The following is a 17,694-nucleotide window of genomic DNA, read 5'->3' on the forward strand; positions in this document are numbered from 1 at the left end:
CGCGCGCCGGACACCGGTGGTCCGGCCCGGACACCCGCAGCATCTGCCGCGCATACGCGTCGCCGAGACGGCGGACCGCTCGGCGTGCCCGCTCAGGCCGCCGCGGTCGCCTCGATCACCGCGTACGGCGGCTCGACCGGCGTGACCGTGACGCGGCGCAGGCCCGCCCGGGTCAGCAGATCGTCGAATTCGGTGAGCGTGCGTTCCCGGCTGCCGGCGGTGGCGAGCATGGCGATGTCCATCAGCGGCGCGATGCCGGGGGCATGGTCGTCGATGAGGATCTCGGTGATCACGACGCGCCCGCCGGGGTGCAGGGCGTCGCGGCAGTTCGCCAGGATCTGTACGCACTCGTCGTCGGACCAGTCGTGCAGGATGAACTTGAGCAGCAGGATGTCGCCCCGCGGGACCTCCTTGAAGAAGTCACCGGCCACCGCGGCGCAGCGGTCCTGCAGGCCCTGCGCGACGGCCGCCTCCCGCGCGCCCGGCAGCGCGTGCGGCAGGTCGAGCACGATCGCGTCCAGACCGGGGTGCCTGGCCAGCATGGCCAGTGCGAAGGAGCCGTGCGCGCCGCCGACGTCGACCACGGTGGTGGCGCCCGCGACGCCGATCACCTCCACCGCCTCCCGGATGACCGGCGCCGACATGCTGGCCATCGCGGCGCCGAAGAGCCGACCCTCGTCGGGGTGCGCGGCCAGGTAGTCGAAGAACGGCATGCCGAGCGCCTGGGCGGTCTGCGCCTGGCCGCTGCGGATCGCCTCGGGGATCCGCGCCCACGTCTGCCACAGACACGGACTGGACTGGGAGGCGGCCAGGTCGCGCAGCGACATCGGCGCCTCGCGGTGCAGCACGGCCAGCGTCTCGGTGCCGGCGAAACCACGTTCGGTGTACGCCACCAGGCCGATCGAGGCGCAGGCACGCAGGAACCGTGCGGTGGCCGCCGGATCCGCGCCCTCGGCCTCGGCGATCTCCTCGGCCGTCCGCGGGCCGCCGGCCAGGTGCTCGGCCAGCGACAGATCGACAGCCGCGCGTACGGCTTGGGCCAGCCACGGCCCGACGAGGAATCCCATGACCGTTCCGTATGGATCCGGTGTCATGCCCTCGGAATTTAGCGCCCCGGGTCCGCGCCGTCAGCCGGGCGTCAGAAAGTGCGAATTCACGTCGCCCGGCGATCACGGTTCCGGGATCGCCGACAGGGTCCGGCCGAGCCGCCCGCGCGAGTGTATTCCGCAAGATTGGCACATTCACCACCCAATGATGAGAGTGTTTTCGATTCTCTGCGATCAAGAAGCTGACCAGCGCGACCTCGGCCGGACACGGTTCCGGTCCACTCGCGACGAATCGACCCGGCGACCGGGTATGCGCACCTGAACGGCTTTCCGCGGCGTCCGGTTGTCTCCGCGGATTTCTAGACTTCATACTGATGGCAGTTTTCGAAGTTGATGGGCTTCGTGCGGGTAATCGGCGGAGCGGTGACGCGACGCGGATCGGCCGGTCGAGTCCGGCCGGAGGAGCCGGGAGGCCGGACGATGGTGGACGCCCCCGTCATCGGGCACGTCGATGAGCAGCAGCCTGCTCCAACGGCTGGGCGAGGCGGGCTGGCCGAGGGTGCTGCTCGGCGCGTACTGGGTCGGGACCTTCCTCGGCACGGTGGCGAACGGCATCCAGATCCTCACCGCGAATCGGCCGACCACCGAAGGCCTCGTGATCGCCGCGTTCATCATCCTCGCGGCCGCCCTACCGCTTGCCTACCAGATCGGGCGGCGCAGCGGCGGAGCCGCCGTGCCCAGCGGTGAATTCCTGATCCGGGTGCGGGAGGCGGAACACGCGAGGCGTGTCCTGGACGGAACGCTGGGCGCGTACCGGCCCTACCGCGACGACTGGAAGATCGTGTTCGACATCGGCGAGCAGGGCGACGGGGACGACATCGAGGAGATCCACAAGACGCGGCCGCACTTCGCCAAGCGCGTCTACTGGTGCCAGTTCGAGGCGCTCAACCGCGGACGCGACCATGAGCTGGGCTGGGACGACATCGATCTGCACGTGACCAGGCCGCCGGCCAGTTCCGGGGACCCGCAGCAGGCCGGAGTGGTCAAGTTGCACAGCAAGTCCGTGCCCCGCGCCCTCATCACGTTCGCGCCGCCGCACGCCGAGGTGACCTGGACCGCGAAGTACCGGTCGCCGGGCTACTGGGACCCGATCCGGCAGTCCGGGCACGTGCAGTACTTCGAATGGCTTCCGCCCCTGGTCGGACTGGACGAGGACGGCCGCCGGCGCAGCCCGGTGGGGTCGGCCGCCTTCGTCTTCCGGGTGCCGAGCAGCCTCGGCGTCCTGGTCGCCCCGCGCGATCTGCCGGCCGGAGTGACCTTCAAGGAGAAGCCGAACGGCCTGACCCAGATACGCGAGTACGAGTTCTCGGTCCACGCCGAGGCCATCGCCAAGGCGGTGGAGCCGATCGGCTGGTCCCTGCGGCTGCAGCGGTCGAGCACAGAGTGACTGCCGCGTCGGGGGCGCTCTGGACCAGAATCCGGCGGCTCGCCGGATCGGTCCCCGCGCCGACCTGGGCCTCCGCGGGGACCGTCACCGCCCTCAACCTGATCCTGATCGTCGGCGCCAGCGTCGGGTTCCGCGCCACGTCGGTGATCGCCGTGATCACGGTGCTGATCGTGGTTACCGGAGTCCATCTGGGCCGGCGGCCGGAGCGGTCGCGGGGGCGCCGGCGTTCGGCCCTCAACCGGCCCGAGGACACCCAGCCGGGTTCGGAGCCTTTCGAGGAGGATCTGGAACTGGTCATCCAGATCGGAACCGGGCCGGGCAGTGACCGGGTCGCGGAGCACCGGGTGACCCGGCGGCGGCACGCGCACGCCATCGGCTACCGCAAACTCACGCTGATCTCGGCCTACCTCAGCCCGCACGCCGAGGAGACCCCGGTCGTGCCGGCGCTGACCGTGCACGACCCGGAGGTGAAAGCCGACTGGCTGCCCCTGGCGATCCCCAATCGCGGCGCCGTGATCTTCATGCCACCGGTCTTCGCGCCGGAGCTGAGCTGGGAACTGGTCTATCCGGTGCCGAACGGCATCTGGAATCCTCTGCGGGAGGTCGGCCTGGATGTCTTCCGGTACGACCTGCGGAAGTTCCCGATGCAACGATTCGTGGTTCGCTTCGTTCTGCACCCGGAGGCCAAAGCGTTCTCCGTACACGAGCGTAATCATTTGGGAACGCTGAGCTACGGGTGGGACTCGAATGGCAATCGCATCGCTCTGTGGTGCGCAGGCGAGCCCGCCGCGCGAACCCGCTACGAATGGGAGATCCGGGCAGTGTGGCAATGAGAGGCCCGGCGTTTTGATAGTGTCCTCTCGGCAACAGAGCCAAATATCGGGCAGCGGCGCACGGATGCACTCCCGCGCCGATTCGCCCCGCCTGACATGGGGGCGCAAAATGACTGCAACGAAAGGCGAGACGGGCCGCGGCGGCGAAGGTTCCGCCGGCTGACCGATCGCATTCCGATGGGCTGGTGGCGCTACTCCGGCGGAGTTGCCCCGCCAGCCCATTCAAGTGGTCCACAGCGACCGGCCACCCGGCACAACAATCCGACAGAATGCGGTGAGCACAGGAGAGAGTCTCAGGACAGTTCGGTGATCACCGCCCGCACCATGCGGCGGCCGTGCTCGGCCATGCGGGGAAACGTGTGCCGGTAGTAGTCAATTCCGGTCAGTGACGGGGCCAGAGCCCAACCGCAGGCTCGGCGCCAGGTGTCCTCGTCGTAGGCGACGGCCTCGCGGAACGCGTCACGGGCCGCGCCGGTGAAGGTCCACAGCGCCGCAGCGACGTCCGGAGCCGGGTCACCGACCCCGAGAGCGCCGAAGTCGATCACCGCTGCCAGCCGGCCGCCATCGGTGATCAGGTTGCCCGGCTGCAGGTCGCCGTGGATCCACACGGGAGCGCCGGCCCACTCGGGAGCGGCCAGGCACGCCTCCCACGCCCGCTCCGCCGCGGACACGTCGAACCCGTCGTCGAATCCGGCCAGGCGGGGCAGCGCCCGGCGCACGCTCTCGTCGGCGTGGCGCAGCGACGCGCCCCGGGAACCGGGCGGCTTCGCCGGGCCGCCGGCCGGGTCGATGCGGTGCAGCGCGCGGACGAAGGCGGCCAGGTCGCCGGCCAGCGGCACGTCGTCGCAGCCCAGGCGGGGCGGGGTGGTCCCGTCCAGCCACGGCACCACCGACCAGCGCCAGGGATAGCCGGCGCCGGGCTCTCCCACGTACAGCGGGATCGGAATCCGGACCGGAAGCCGGGCCGCCAGCCCCGGCAGCCACCGCCGGCCGGAATCGGCCTGGTCGGCCGCCCAGGCCACCTTGGGCATGCGGGCGGCCAGGCCGTCGCCGATCCGGAAGAGTACGTGGTCGGTGCCCTCCAGGTCGGACGGCACGGCGGTCACCGGCAGTTCGGCCCACCGCGGGCACTGCTCGGCCAGCAGACGGCGCAGCTGCTCGGCGGTGACCCGGACCTCGTTCTCGTGGATCGGCACCACCGGCACGCTAGTGCGGCCCCACCACGCGATGCCAGCCGATTACCACGGCACGGCGAGCACCCGGACATGCTTGTCACAACACCAGCCCGGACGGACCGGGCAGGAACGGCGCCGGCGCCCGAGCGCTAGTCTTCGACTGCTCGCCCGTGTGCATCCGGGGCATCGCTGGCTCGCGCGCCTATAACCCCCCGGAACGGTCTGGCCGGCCTTCTGCGCGCAAGGGTCCCCGCGTCCGGCGCCGGAACTCAGCGGCGCTGGAAGACGGCTGGCATCCGGCGCCCGGACTTCTTACACAAGACTTGCCGGCATGAGCCCGAACGCCGGCCGGATAATGTCCTCCATGGATATGAGCAGGCAGGCCGCCTCGGCAGCCGTCAGTGACCGGGGCTGGCGATACGTTCTCGGGACCTTGCGCACCTCAGTGCCGGTCTCCTCGCTGGCCCACGCCACCGAGGTGGCCACCCGGGCGATCACCGCCTGCGGCGCCGCCGCCGACGACCACCTGCGGGTGGACCTGCGCGCCGACCGGGTCTTCCTCACGCTGGGCAGCAGCGAGCAGGCGACCGTCGAACTGGCTCAGCTGATCACGGTCGCCGTCCCGGAGACCGAGCCCTACGGCGTCCAACTGCTGGAGATCGCCATCGACGCGCTGGACATCCCGGCGATCCGGCCGTTCTGGAAGGCTGTTCTGGCCTACACCGACGAGGGTGGCGCCGACGGGCCCCGGGATCCGATCGTCGACCCGGACCGGCTGGGTCCGGCGATCTGGTTCCAGCAGATGAGCGAGCCGAGGCCGCAGCGCAACCGGATCCACTTCGACGTCTCGGTCGCCCATGACGAGGCGGCTGCGCGGATCGAGGCGGCGCTGAAGGCCGGCGGGCGGCTGGTGTCCGGCGAGCGGGCGCCCGCGTTCTGGGTCCTCGCCGACGCGGAGGGCAACGAAGCGTGCATCACCACCTGGCAGGGCCGCGACTGACACCGGGCAGCGGCCGGGGGTGCCGGTCCCACCTCCGCTCAGCGGGAGGCCTGCAGGAAGCGCAGGACCGCGGTGACCCGCCGGTCGGCGCGGTCGTCCGGGGCCAGGCCCAGCTTCGCGAAGATGCTGCGGATGTGCTTGTGGACCGCGCCCTCGGTGATCACCAGCTTCTCCGCGATCGCCGTGTTGCCCAGGCCCTCGGCCATCAGCGTGAGCACGTCGCGCTCGCGCGGGCTGAGCCGGCTCACCCCGCTGTCCGGCCGGGTGCGCGCCAGCAGCTGCCCGACCACCTCGGGGTCGACAGCGGTGCCGCCGGAGGCCACCCGGTGCAGCGCGGACAGGAACTCCTCCACCCGGCCGACCCGCTCCTTGAGCAGGTAGCCGAGGCCGGCCGACCCGTGCGCGAGCAGGTCCGTGGCGAAGGCCTGCTCGACGTACGCCGAGAGGACCAGCACCGCCAGGCCCGGCTGCCGGCGGCGGGCCTCGACCGCCGCGACGATCCCCTCGTCGGTGTGGGTCGGGGGCATCCGGACGTCCACGATGGCGACGTCGGGCCGGAAGGACGACACCGCGTCGAGGAACGAGCCGGGCTCGTCCGCGGTCGCCACCACGTCCAGCCCCTCGGCGCGCAGGAGCAGGGCGAGCCCCTCCCGCAGCAGGGCGTCGTCCTCGGCGATCACGATCCGCACGGCAACTCCACGTCCATCGTCGTCGGCCCACCCGGTGGGCTGGTCAGCACGAAGCGGCCATCGTAGGCCGCGACCCGCCGGCGCATCCCGGCGAGCCCGGAGCCGCCGTGCTCGTCCGCGCCGCCGGCGCCGTCGTCGGCGACCCGCACGCGCAGCCGGTCGCCGTCGCGGCGCACGGTGACCTCGGCGGACGTGGCGCCACTGTGCTTCACCACGTTGGTCAGCGCCTCGGCCACCACGAAGTACGCCGTCGCCTCCACCGACGCCGCGCACCGGCCGGGCACGTCCACGTCGACCCGGCACGGCACCGCGCAGTTCCCGGCCAGCCCGGCCAGCGCTCCGGCCAGGCCCCGGTCGTCGAGCACCGGCGGCAGGATGCCCCGCACCACCGCGCGCAGCTCCCCGAGGGCCTGCTCGGTGGCGTCCTGCGCGCGGTCCAGGATCTCCGCGGCGGCGTCCGGGTTGCGGTCCAGCGCCCGCCGCGCCGCGCCGATCAGCACGTTGAGCGCGACCAGGCGGTTCTGCGTGCCGTCGTGCAGGGATCGCTCGATGCGGCGCAGCTCGGCGGCGTGCGCGTCGAGGGCGGCGGCGCGGGTGGCGGTCAGCTCGGCGACCCGCAGGGACAGGTCGACGCCGGGGGCCGGCGCGAGCAGCCGCCGGCCGGGCAGGGCCTGCAGCCGGGCGATGCCGGAGGTGAGTCCGACGGCCAGAGCCGCGCAGCCGAAGCCGATCAGCGACACGCCCGCCGCGTCGGCGAGCCCGTCGATCCGCCACCAGATGATTCCCGGTCCGATCGGCCCGGGCTCCAGCAGCCAGTACCAGACCGGGAAAGTGATGTCCTCGACCGCGTACACCGGCAGTGTGATCCCCAGCGCGCCGACCACGAACCCGGCCGTGCCGTGCAGGGACAACCAGGCCAGCTCGCGCCGGACGGTCAGGTCGGCCAGCGCCTGGCGGGCGTTCGCCGGCAGCGGCGGCGGGCCGATCACTTCCGGGCCCCGGCGGGTCAGCCGCGCACGCTCGCGGTCGGCGACCGCCCGGGTCACCCGGAACACCGTCGGCACCAGCGGCAGACCGACGCCGACCAGGCAGCCGACGGCCACCAGGACGAGCCAGACCAGCGCGGCGAACGCCAGCAGCGCGGTGCCCAGGCCGCCGACGACGTGCTCCAGGCCGCCCACGGCGACGCGCAGCCTCTGCTTGAGGTGGCCCCGCGCCCGCATGCCTCACAAGATAGGTACCGCGCGCCGCCTCGCGGAAGTCAGCCTGGCCCGCGGCGTGCCCCACGCCGTGTCCCAGGGCCGAGCCAGATCAGCCCGGCGAGCAGGGCGAGAGCAAGAGCGGAAAGACCGATTGCCGGTACGTACGGCAGACCCGGCCCGGCCGTGACGGTGTCGTCGATCCACGACGCCAGATTGTCGGTGCGCGCGCTCGTGTCCGGCCCCTCGTGCGGGCACGCCGGTCCGGAACTGACCACGGCCACCAGCACCGGCGGGTCCTCCCGGAAGTAGGGGCCGCCGGAGTCGTGCTCGCAGGCGCTGGTGTCCGGGTGCGGCGCCCGGCCGGAGATCTCCAGGGTCGCGTCGCCCACCCGGTCGATCACGAACTCGCCGGTCTGCAGCCGGTCCGGGGTGGTGGATCCGTCGCGCGCCAGCCCGTACCCCGTCAATCGGACCTTCTCCCCCGCCGCGGGCGGGCTGTCGCCGACCCCCAGCGGGGGGACGTCGGTGACAGGTGTCGCCAGCTCGGCGAGCGAGACGTCCGCGGAGCCGGACTGCCGGACGTCCACGACCTCGATCTCGTGACCGCCGGGCCGGCCCAGCACGGTGCGGCCGACGATCGCGGTGGTACGCCGGGCGACCGTGCGCTCGACCCGCTTGCCCGCGGCGTCCCGGAAGCAGTGACCGGCAGTGATCACCCAGCGCGGCGCGATCAGCGCTCCCGAGCACCAGCTGTCCCGCGTGCCGCCGTCCTCGGTCGGAATGCCGGTCATGGTGAGCCGGACCGAGAACGGATAGTCGCCGTCGGGTGCGTCCGCGCCGTACGCGATGGCGTACGCCGGCCGGGAGCCGGCCAGCACCACCAGCACGATCGTGAGTAGGTTCGTCAGCAGACGGGACACGGGACGCACCACCGGGGGAATTCCGCAGGGACTGGGGCACCGATGTTGCGCGGCGCAACGTTCGGGGACCGTCAGAGGCGTACTTATGGCAGCTTTATCTGGGCTCTGGAAGCCTGCAACGGACAGCGGTAGGTGACGGAGGGACGCGGGTGCGGGTGCTGGTCGCCGAGGACGAGCGGATTCTGGCCGACACGGTGGCCGAGGGGTTACGCCGGTTCTCGATGGCGGTCGACGTCGTCTACGACGGGGACAGCGCCGTCGAACGGCTCGGCGTCAACCGCTACGACGTCGCCGTCCTCGACCGGGACCTGCCCGGGCGCAGCGGCGACGACGTCTGCCGGTGGATCGCCGGCTCGGACGCCGGCACCCGGGTGCTGATGCTCACCGCGGCGGTCGGCATCCGCGACCGGGTCGAGGGCCTGGGGCTCGGCGCCGACGACTACCTGACCAAGCCGTTCGCGTTCGCCGAGCTGGTGGCACGCTTGCAGGCGCTGTTCCGGCGGTCGGCGCCGGCGCTGCCGCCGGTGCTGGAGCGGGACGGGATCGTGCTGGACGTGACCCGGCACACCGCCGCCCGTGACGGCCTGGTGCTGTCGTTGTCGCCGAAGGAGTTCGCCGTGCTGCACGTGCTGATGCGTGCCGGCGGCCGCGTGGTCAGCGCCGAGGAGCTGCTGGAACAGGCGTGGGACGAGCACGCCGATCCGTTCACCAACACGGTCCGGGTGACCATCATGACGCTGCGCCGGAAACTCGGCGAGCCGCCGCTGATCCACACGGTTCCGCGCGTCGGATACCGGCTGGGCTCATGAGGATCGGCTCGCCGGCCCGGCGGATGCTGTTCGTCGCCGCGGTCCTGCTGGTCGCGGCGCAGTTCGCGCCATGGCTGGCGTCCCGGGTACTGGAGTTGTGGTCGGCGTTCGGGCCGGCCTGGTGCGCCCTGCCCGCATTGCGCGCCCCGGACGACACCACCTCCTTCATCTGCGTCCAGATCTACCGGCGGCCCAGCATTCCGCACACGTCGCTGGAATTGCTGATCCTGATCGCGATGGTGCTGGTCAGCCTCCCGGCGATCCGCTGGTGCCTGCGGCCGGTCCGGGACATGGTCCCGCTGATCGCCGACGTCGGGCCACAGAACCTGGGACACCGGCTGCGGCCCGGTGACAGCGGCGACGAGCTGGCCCGGCTCGGCCGGGCGATCGACGAGATGATGGACCGGATCGCGGTGGGCTACGAGGCGCAGCGCCGCTTCGCCGCGGACGCCTCGCACGAACTGCGTACGCCGCTGGCGGTGCAGCGCACGCTGATCGAGGTCAGCATGGCGCAGTCGCTGGGGCCGGAGAAACTGGAACTGCTGACCGGGCAGCTGCTGGACACCAACGAGCGCAACGAGCGCCTGATCGAGGGTCTGCTGGTGCTCAGCGAGAGCGATCGCGGGCTGATGTCGCACACGCCGCTGCGACTGGACCTGATCACCGAGGCGGTGGTCGACGCGCACCGCAAACGCGCCGCCGAGGCCGGCGTCACGATCACCACGCACCTGCGGCCCCGGGTGGTGGCCGGCGAGCAGGTGCTGCTGGAGCGGCTGGTCACCAACCTGGTGCAGAACGCGGTCAAGTACAACCGCCCGGACGGCACCATCGAGGTACACGTCGGCGACACCCCGGCGCTGACCGTGGTCAACACCGGCGACGACATCCCGCCGGACGAGGTGCCCGCGCTGTTCGAGCCGTTCCGGCGGCGCACGGCCGCCCGGATCGACCACAGTGGCGGCGCGGGTCTCGGCCTGGCCATCGCCCGCTCGATCACCCGCGCGCACGACGGCACCATCGCCGCCACCTCCACCGGCGGCGACGGCCTGCGGGTCGACGTGTCGTTCCCGCCGGCGGGCTCACCGTCCGGGTGACCGGGACCCCGCCGGGCCGGGTCGTCCTTGTCCGTGGATCGCCGGCCGGGTCGTTATCCTCTTGTCTGATGAGCGCTTCCCCGGCCGGCCCTGGCCGCCCCCGCGACCCCGAGGTCGACCGGCGCATCACCCAGGCCGCGCTGGACGTCTTCGGCGACCTGGGCTGGGCCGGCTTCGCCATGGAGACCGTCGCCCGCCGCGCCGGCATCGGCAAGGCCACCCTCTACCTGCGCTGGAGCAGCAAGGAGGTGCTACTCACCGACGCCCTGACCGCCGGCCTGCCCCGGGTCGGCGACGTCGACACCGGCACCCTGCACGGCGACCTGGTCGAGCTGGCCACCCAGATGATCAGCCTCTACGCCGGCCCGGCCAGCCGCGCGGCGCTGCGCCTGAACCTGGAGGCCGCCTCGATCACCGGGATCGCGGACCACTACGCCGCGATGCGCCGATCGCAGATCTCCGCGGCCCGCGACATCATCCGCCGCGGCATCAGCCGCGGCGAGCTGCCCCCGGCCACCTCTGTCACGCTGCTGCTGAACACGCTGGCCGGCGGCGCGATGATGCACGCTCTGACCACCCCGCCGGACGGCCGCGCCGAGCTGGCCGCCCGGGCCGGGGCGCACGCCCGCGAACTGGTCGGTTTCCTGCTCCACCCGGTGACCACCTGAAGCCGGCCCGTCGACCGCCGCTGCGATTCCGCCTCGCCGCGCACCAGCGCTACGTCAGCAAGGGTGGCGACGGCGACTGCGGACGGACATGCCTGTCGCGGTACGTGTACGTCCAGTCGTTCGCCGACGCCGACGAGATCCGCGCCTGCTGGCGCGCCCGGCCGAGCCGACTTCGGCGCCGACGGGAGAGCGGTCGGTCCGGGCGTCCGCGCCGCGGTGGGCGGGTTTACCCATGGTGCTGAGCCGTCGGAGGCAGCGCGTTGTGCGGCAGCTGTTGAAGCATCTCAGTGCTCGGCCCGGGTAGGGCTGGCCCCACCATGGTCACGGGAGTCTGCCGTAGTGCCCCGGAGACCGCGCCGTTGATCTACTCAGACCCGTGCGATCTTCTACTACGGACACCACGACAGGCTTTTCCCCGGGCAGCAGCTGCCCGGCAGCTCCCGACCGCGAACGTCGGCGTCGGATCCACCGGGGACGATCGGCCTCCCAGCTGGGCCACCGACGTGGTCCGGACGGACGTGCGGCCGGTGCCCGGGGTGGCGGGATGGCGGCCATGAGCAGGGTTCACCTGTCTTCGAGGTCGGTGATCGCGTTACTCCTGGCCGCCGGCTCGGCGTTGGTGGCGGCATTCGTGCTCGCCCCGGCCGCCATCCTGAACGCCACCGATGCGGTGTTCAGCGACGAGGAGGCACGGCGGGACGCAGTCGGGCGCGGTCTCGTCGAGTATTGGCGAGGTGGCGGACCGGAGTTCCCCGCTCTCCTGGCCAGGCTCACCGACTACTGGTTCCGATGGCACGCGATCAAGGTGGTGATCAGCTCGTTGATGCTCATGGTCTTCGTCCTGCTCGCCGTCGCGCTGTGGCGGAGATACCTGCACGGCGCGGCGAGGAACGCGGTGGGCGCTGTCGGCGCGACCGTCTTCGCCGTCCTTGCGACGGGACTGCTGATCCTGAACGTCCAGGCGACCGTCGTACCGCTGATCGCGTTGCTGCCGCTGATGGCCGGCGAAACACCCGGCAACGAACTCGCTCGGACGTTGCGCGAGATGCGGGAGGGGCTGACGCAGTCGACCGGCCCGCACGCCAGTTCCCCCGCGCTGACAGTGCTTCTCGGGGAGGCCGAGCGTTACCACTGGATCATGGCCGCGATGGCCGCCACGGTGATGGCGGCAACCGGCCTGGCGAGTGTGTCTCTGTGGAGGCGGCGCGTCGCCGACGACTCACGGGTCAGCTTCATGCGCCGGAGCATCGGCGTCGTCATGGCTCTCACCGCGAGCCTGCTACTGCTGGTGGCGGCCACCAGCGCGGTGTCAGCCACCGACCCTGCCGACACGGTCCTCGCCGCCATCGACGTGGACTGACTGTCCTGTCCTTCGACTGTTGCGGCTGCGCCGAGCGGCCGTTGCGGACGCGTACATCTCGGTAGACCCCGATGCCGCCGCTGCGACCCACACCGGCTGGAGCGCGCGGCGTCGCCGGCCACTCGCCTCATGACCCGGGGTCGTGCTGGTCGACGGCCCGCCAGCAGAAAGGCGCCGAACCCGGCGCTCGGACCGGGCGCACCGTGGTGACGACCACCTCCCGCGTGGTCCAATCGTCAGCGGTGGCCGGCAGGCCCGTGATCCGGCCGGCTCCGACAGGGCCCAGGTCGCGGGCCGGTGCGGGCGGCGGCAGGTTCGGCTGCGTGAGTGTGCGGGCGTCGAACTCCTCCCCCGCGACGAAAAGTTTGAGCAGGTCGGTCGCGCTCTCCCGGCCGCGCGGGACGATCAGGTGCAGGCGAGGCCGGCCGTCGTCGCCCCGCAGCCACAGGTGCTCGCCGGGATCCAGCCACTCACCGCCGCCGGGGATCAGGGAGGCGATCCGGAACGTGTCGCTGAGCGCCAGGATCGCGTAGAAGAGCCGGCGCGGCCCGCCGTTGCTCACCCGGACCCGGATCGTCGCCCGGACCTCGTCGATCTCGACGGCCAGTCCGGCTGATTCCGCCGCGATGGGCGGGGCCGGGTTGGCCCGGTCCCGGACAGCCTGCCAGCGGGCGATCCGCTCGACGGCGAACACCGTGTCCGCGACGCCCCACCGGTCCTCGGTCAGCGCATCGCCGCTCGGGCCGCGAGTGATCCGGGCCCGGCCGTCCACACAGGTGACCAGCAGTTCGGCGGCCTGCGGCGGGACCAGCCGGACCAGCGGTGACCGGTCGAGCAGCGCGCGCACGGCCGTGTCGCCGGTCACCGCGACCGGCGCCCCGGCGACCGGGAGCGCACGCAGCACGGCCCGGTGGACGGCGGTCTCGTCGAGGGGCGGGCGCACGTCGAGCCGGGCGGTGGCGGCCCCGACCTCGCTGACGGTGGCCCGCGCCACCGGGACGTCACCGCCGGCCATCCGGTAGAGGTCCAGTTCGGTGCGCCCGGCGGGTGGGATGCCGTGGATCGCCCCGGCGTCGAGCACCCAGCCGGCGCCGTGCCGGTACGCGGCGGTCAGGACCGGAGCAGCCGGGGCCGTTGCGCCACCGAGGAACGGCCGCATGACGTCGTCCGCGGCCGGCGCCTCCAGGACCGGGGTCTGGCCGGGCGCCAGGGCGTGCACCGCCGCCGCGGACCAGGCGTGCAGGTCACGGTAGGAGATCGACCCCGGGGTACGGCGCAGCGTACGGTCCAGGGCGGCGGACAGGGCGCCCCGCACCGTCCCGGCCACCACGACCTCCCTGGCCGTCTGGTCCCGCCGGCACGCCGCGAGCAGCACGTACCGGGCGACCGCGCCGTCCGCGCCGGTCAGATGTCCGTCCCGGGGGCGGAGGTCGCGCGGCACCCAGCGCTCCGACCGGCCCACGCCGCGGACGCCGGAACCGGAGTGGCAGCAGTCGAGGACGACCAGGACGTGCGCGCCGCGGCCGCTGATCTCGGCGACCAGGGCGGAGAGCTCCTTGTCGGCGAGGTCCCGCACGCCCGGTGAACGGCTGTCCACCAGCACGATCGTCTCGTTCCAGCGCTCCGGATCCCCGGGGCTCGACGGTTCCCGGGAGCCGTGACCGCAGAACCAGAAGACCGCGGTGTCATCGGCGGCGGCCTGCCCGAGGTGCGCGCGGAAGGCGGTGACAACCGCCTCCCGGGTGGCCGCGCGGTCGGTCAGAGTGAGCGGGCGCAGGGTGGACCGGGCGGCGAGCAGGGCGCGCGCGGCGTGCACGTCGTTGACACAGCCGGCCAGCGGGGACATCGGCGCCGGGTAGCTGTCGATCCCGACGAGAAGGGCGTACACGTTCCGTCCCACGGGGCTCCCTCGTCCGTGTCCTCTCTGGAAGCATCGTCCGGCATGAGTCACGACATCGCCAGGACGACCGAGCGGTATGCCCGCGAGCGGGGGATCCGGATGCTCGTCATCACGCTGGGCCCCGCGGAGGTCATGCCGGTCGCCGCGCTGCCGGGACCCCCCGGTGCGGAGATCCTGGACGCGGGGTCTGAGGAGTTGCTGGCCGGCTTGACGCGCTGGGCGGCGGACCCGGCGATCGCGGAATGCCTGCGGGACGTGACCGGAACCGCTCTCGAACAGGGCCGCGACAAGCGTCGCCGCGGGGACCTGTCCGGCTCGTTCCGCGCCGGTCGGCTGGGCCTGTTCACCGCCGCGGTGCTGGCGGACGCGGGTGGCGTGGTGTCCGCGACCACGAACATCTGGACGCTCCGGGAGGTCGTCCGCGAGATCGTGGACCGGGTTCGGGAGGACACTCCGGTCGGAGACGTGGCCGACGGCATCCCGGCCGACGCGGCCGCGGTGTGCCCGCTCGTCGCGGCGATCGCCGGCCGGGTGCCGCCGCCGGAGTCGCCGCCGCTGCTGCATGCCTGGCAGCGACTGGCCCGGCTGAGTGGCGACCACCGGCAACGGCGCGCGGTGCAGGATCGGTTGCGGACCACCTGCGCGGAGTACGGCGCGTGGGAAATCCTGATCCAGGCCGCGGCCGGCGAGGTCGGGCAGATGGATTTCGTCGACGTCCTGGTGTCCTCCGGCAGGATCGCCCGGTCCGCCGCGGGCGAGGGGAACGACGCGCACGATGCCATGACCGTCTACGCGGAAGCTCGCCGTCACCTGCCGGCGGTCGTCGCGGACCCCGCGGCGGCCGAACGGGTCTTCGCCGACCTGGCGCTGGCGACCAGCAACCTCGTCTTCAACCGGCAGCGGGCCACCACCGCTGCCGGTCCCCTCGCCCACCAGCTCAGCTACCTGGTGTCCGAGCACCTGCACCTGGTCGGCCGGGACCTCGTCCTGGTGCTCCGGAAGCTCGGCGCGGACGCGAGGGCCCTGGGCGCCTTCGAGTCGATCGTCGGCGGTTCCCTCTCCTCGTGGATGAGCCGTAACCACCCCATGACGCGGCTGGACATGACCACGGTCATGCGACTGGGCGGAGTGCTGCAGAGCACGCCCACCATCGACGCGTCCGGCATCGGCGACCTGGTGACGGCGTGTGGCCCGCTGCTCTATCTGATGCGCCAGCCGGACGGCGTGGCCGCGTGGCTCGTCCGCCCGGACGGCGAGATCCTGGCCGGGACCGCTGGTGGCCCGGACCCGGCGCTGGCCGCTCTCGGGACGGCCCTGCCCTATCTTTCCGGCGGTCCGGGTGAGCTGGCCCGGCAGATCTCCGGCTCGCCGCAGTCGCCAGAACCCGACGCGGACCTGGACGAAGCGCTGTCCGCCGGCTACGCGGCCCTGATCCCGCCGGAGATCGACGACGTCCTGGGCGGCCTGGACCGGCTGGTGGTGATCCCCGATCCCTGGCTGGAGCCGCTGCCGCTGGCCGCCCTGCGCACCCCGCGCGGCCGGTATCTCCTCGAGGAGCTGCAGGTGTCGGTCGCCCCGTCGGCGACCGCGCTGGAGCTGCTGGTCGGCTCCCTGAAGCGGCGGCCACCGGAGACCGGCAGCCTGGTCCTGGGCCGCTCCCGGTTCGACGAGACGGTCCAGTGGAACACCTGGGCCGGCCCGGTGCCGGTGCGTCCCGCCCCGCTGCCGGGGGCGGGCACGGAGGCGCGCCAGGTCGCGGACCTGCTCGGCGTGGAACCGTTCCTGGACGAAGCGGCCACCCGGTCCGTACTCCGCGGAACTCCTCAGAAGCGGGACGTGGTGCACATCGCCACGCACGGTTACTACGATCAGGGCAGTCCGCTGAGCTCCTTCCTGGCGCTCGCCGACGGTCCGCTGTCGGCCGACGAGATCTATCGGTACGACGCCGGCACGCGCGCCCGTCTGGTCGTGCTCAGCGCCTGCCAGACCGCGCTGGGAGACGACCATCCGGACAGTACGATCGGGCTGGCCAACGCGTTCCTGGTGGCCGGCGCGAACACTGTCGTCTCCAGCCTGTGGCGGATCCCCGACGAGCTCACGGCGCCGTTGATGCGGCGCTTCCACGAGCTCGTCCAGGACGGCCGGCCGCCGGGGGCGGCGCTGCGGACGGCGCAGCTGGAGATGCTGGACGACCCGGAGACCGCCGATCCGCGGGTGTGGGCGGCTTTCCGGGTGGCCGGCGTCGCCTAGCCTTCCAGGAGCCTCTCCAGCCGTACCAGACCGTCTCTGATCAGGCGGCCGTAGTGGTCGTCGCCGAGCGCGCCGAGGCCGGCCCGCGCCTGTTCGAGGTGCTCGCGGGCGCTGCGGGGATCACCCAGCTTGCGGTGACAGTCGGCCAGGTTCAGGTGCAGCGACGGATACAGCCCGGCCACCGACAGCGGCACCCCGGCCCGCGCCACCCGCTCGTCGGTGATCCGGCCGGCCGCTGCCAGGGCCCGCTGATCCCAGAGCAGCTCCTGCTCCACGTCGTCCTGGACGTCGGCCATCGAGTGCGCCAGCACGCAGACGTGCAGCGGGTCCGCCTGTTCTCCGCCGATCTCCGCCCAGATCCGGGCGAACAGGTCACGGGCGGCGGCCGGCTCGCCGCGACCGTGGTGCAGTTCCACCGCTTGGCCGATGCGGGCGAGGATCGGGTCGTCCATCGGTCAGGGCTTGCGCCCGACGGCGGTCCACACGTTGATGTCCGAGCGCTCCGGGATCTCCGTCCCCGGGTCGGGCCGCCACTCGCTGGCCGGCGTCACACCGGGCTCGACCAGCTCCAGCCCTTCGAACAGCTCGGTGAACTCGGCCTTGCCCCGGGTCCACACGTCCGACTTCCCCGACTCCACCAGCTGCTGGTAGAGCGCCTGCTGCTCGGGCGTCCCGAAGTCGGAGGTGGCGTGCGTGGCGACCAGGTAGCTGCCCGGGGGGAGCGCGTCGAGCAGGGTGCGGACGATCGGCCTGGCCGCGCCGTGGCCGTGCACGAAGTGCAGCACGGCGATCAGCATCAGGGCGACCGGCTGCTTCAGGTCCAGCGTCTCGTGCAGCGTCGGATGGCCGAGGATCCGCTCCGGGTGGTTGAGGTCGGCCTCGATGTACGCCGTGCGCCCCTGCGGACTGCTGTTCAGCAGCGCCCGGGCGTGCACCATCACGAGCGGGTCGTTGTCCACGTAGACGATCCGGCTCTCCGGGGCGTGCCGCTGCGCCACCTCGTGGGTGTTGTCCGCGGTCGGCAGCCCGGTGCCGATGTCCAGGAACTGCCGGATCCCGGCCTCCGCGGCCAGGAAGCGGGTGGCCCGCTGCAGCAGCGCCCGGTTGGCCAGCGCGCCGAGTCGCACCTTCGGGAACAGGCGCTCCAGCTCGTCCCCGGACGCCCGGTCGGCGGCGAAGTGGTCCTTGCCGCCCAGCCAGTAGTTGTACCGCCGGGCCGGGTGCGGTTGCGTCGGGTCGATCTGGTCCACGGGGGCACCTTAGCGCGCCGATGTCCACACCGGACCGGCTGGGCGTCGCAA

The 17,694-nt window shown here is 72.6% G+C and carries 16 protein-coding genes; 8 read left to right on the forward strand and 8 right to left on the reverse strand.

Going from position 1 to position 17,694, the window contains the following annotated elements; translation table 11 throughout:
- Nucleotides 1-92: 92 nt before the first annotated feature.
- Entirely contained in the window at nucleotides 93-1,067 is a 975-nt protein-coding gene (locus tag Asi03nite_RS12570) for a methyltransferase (RefSeq protein WP_203679360.1), read from the reverse strand.
- A 490-nt stretch (nucleotides 1,068-1,557) separates the two neighbouring features.
- On the opposite strand from Asi03nite_RS12570, the gene Asi03nite_RS12575 reads away from it, so the two are divergent.
- Both Asi03nite_RS12575 and Asi03nite_RS12580 read left to right on the forward strand, forming a co-directional pair.
- Nucleotides 1,558-2,493, forward strand: coding sequence for a hypothetical protein (locus tag Asi03nite_RS12575; RefSeq protein WP_203679362.1), 936 nt, complete (start codon nucleotides 1,558-1,560; stop codon nucleotides 2,491-2,493).
- A gap of 152 nt (nucleotides 2,494-2,645) precedes the next feature.
- Nucleotides 2,646-3,326 carry a hypothetical protein gene (locus Asi03nite_RS12580; RefSeq protein WP_203679364.1) on the forward strand — a complete coding sequence of 227 codons (681 nt, stop codon included), beginning with the start codon at nucleotides 2,646-2,648 and terminating at the stop codon, nucleotides 3,324-3,326.
- A 293-nt stretch (nucleotides 3,327-3,619) separates the two neighbouring features.
- On the opposite strand, the gene Asi03nite_RS12585 is transcribed toward Asi03nite_RS12580, so the two are convergent.
- A complete protein-coding gene (locus tag Asi03nite_RS12585; protein WP_203679367.1) occupies nucleotides 3,620-4,522 on the reverse strand; it encodes an aminoglycoside phosphotransferase family protein in 903 nt (300 codons plus the stop codon).
- A 343-nt stretch (nucleotides 4,523-4,865) separates the two neighbouring features.
- Here Asi03nite_RS12585 and Asi03nite_RS12590 point away from each other — a divergent pair, with 343 nt between their 5' ends.
- Nucleotides 4,866-5,501 carry a VOC family protein gene (locus Asi03nite_RS12590; protein WP_203679369.1) on the forward strand — a complete coding sequence of 212 codons (636 nt, stop codon included), beginning with the start codon at nucleotides 4,866-4,868 and terminating at the stop codon, nucleotides 5,499-5,501.
- A gap of 38 nt (nucleotides 5,502-5,539) precedes the next feature.
- On the opposite strand, the gene Asi03nite_RS12595 is transcribed toward Asi03nite_RS12590, so the two are convergent.
- The 3 genes from Asi03nite_RS12595 to Asi03nite_RS12605 are packed head-to-tail and all read right to left on the reverse strand — an operon-like array spanning nucleotide 5,540 to nucleotide 8,312.
- Nucleotides 5,540-6,190, reverse strand: a complete 651-nt coding sequence (locus tag Asi03nite_RS12595; RefSeq protein ID WP_203679370.1) for a response regulator — start codon at nucleotides 6,188-6,190, stop codon at nucleotides 5,540-5,542.
- Complete coding sequence (locus tag Asi03nite_RS12600; RefSeq protein WP_203679371.1) at nucleotides 6,178-7,413, reverse strand: sensor histidine kinase; 1,236 nt, start codon at nucleotides 7,411-7,413, stop codon at nucleotides 6,178-6,180. The genes Asi03nite_RS12595 and Asi03nite_RS12600 overlap by 13 nt, the downstream gene beginning before the upstream one ends.
- Nucleotides 7,414-7,451: 38 nt before the next feature.
- On the reverse strand, nucleotides 7,452-8,312 hold the full coding sequence (locus tag Asi03nite_RS12605; protein WP_203679373.1) for a S1 family peptidase: 861 nt from the start codon (nucleotides 8,310-8,312) through the stop codon (nucleotides 7,452-7,454).
- A gap of 149 nt (nucleotides 8,313-8,461) precedes the next feature.
- Here Asi03nite_RS12605 and Asi03nite_RS12610 point away from each other — a divergent pair, with 149 nt between their 5' ends.
- From Asi03nite_RS12610 to Asi03nite_RS12625, 4 genes are all read left to right on the forward strand, one after another.
- Complete coding sequence (locus tag Asi03nite_RS12610; RefSeq protein ID WP_203679375.1) at nucleotides 8,462-9,121, forward strand: response regulator transcription factor; 660 nt, start codon at nucleotides 8,462-8,464, stop codon at nucleotides 9,119-9,121.
- On the forward strand, nucleotides 9,118-10,215 hold the full coding sequence (locus Asi03nite_RS12615; protein WP_203679377.1) for a sensor histidine kinase: 1,098 nt from the start codon (nucleotides 9,118-9,120) through the stop codon (nucleotides 10,213-10,215). Before Asi03nite_RS12610 ends, Asi03nite_RS12615 begins: the two co-directional genes overlap by 4 nt.
- 68 nt (nucleotides 10,216-10,283) lie before the next feature.
- The gene (locus Asi03nite_RS12620) at nucleotides 10,284-10,883 is read left to right on the forward strand and encodes a TetR/AcrR family transcriptional regulator (protein ID WP_203679379.1); all 600 of its coding nucleotides are present in this window, start codon (nucleotides 10,284-10,286) and stop codon (nucleotides 10,881-10,883) included.
- A gap of 583 nt (nucleotides 10,884-11,466) precedes the next feature.
- Nucleotides 11,467-12,243: a hypothetical protein gene (locus Asi03nite_RS12625; RefSeq protein ID WP_203679381.1), complete on the forward strand. Its 777-nt coding sequence runs from the start codon at nucleotides 11,467-11,469 to the stop codon at nucleotides 12,241-12,243.
- A gap of 127 nt (nucleotides 12,244-12,370) precedes the next feature.
- Here Asi03nite_RS12625 and Asi03nite_RS12630 read toward each other — a convergent pair whose 3' ends face one another.
- Complete coding sequence (locus Asi03nite_RS12630; RefSeq protein ID WP_203679384.1) at nucleotides 12,371-14,143, reverse strand: caspase family protein; 1,773 nt, start codon at nucleotides 14,141-14,143, stop codon at nucleotides 12,371-12,373.
- A gap of 42 nt (nucleotides 14,144-14,185) precedes the next feature.
- Here Asi03nite_RS12630 and Asi03nite_RS12635 point away from each other — a divergent pair, with 42 nt between their 5' ends.
- Entirely contained in the window at nucleotides 14,186-16,393 is a 2,208-nt protein-coding gene (locus Asi03nite_RS12635; protein ID WP_203679386.1) for a CHAT domain-containing protein, read from the forward strand.
- Here Asi03nite_RS12635 and Asi03nite_RS12640 read toward each other — a convergent pair.
- Entirely contained in the window at nucleotides 16,390-16,845 is a 456-nt protein-coding gene (locus Asi03nite_RS12640) for a tetratricopeptide repeat protein (protein ID WP_203679389.1), read from the reverse strand. The two genes, Asi03nite_RS12635 and Asi03nite_RS12640, sit on opposite strands and share 4 nt — an antisense overlap.
- 3 nt (nucleotides 16,846-16,848) lie before the next feature.
- Nucleotides 16,849-17,643: an SAM-dependent methyltransferase gene (locus Asi03nite_RS12645; RefSeq protein WP_239102643.1), complete on the reverse strand. Its 795-nt coding sequence runs from the start codon at nucleotides 17,641-17,643 to the stop codon at nucleotides 16,849-16,851.
- Nucleotides 17,644-17,694: the final 51 nt, after the last annotated feature.

It is taken from the genome of Actinoplanes siamensis (assembly GCF_016862395.1).
GTDB classification, from domain to species: domain Bacteria; phylum Actinomycetota; class Actinomycetes; order Mycobacteriales; family Micromonosporaceae; genus Actinoplanes; species Actinoplanes siamensis.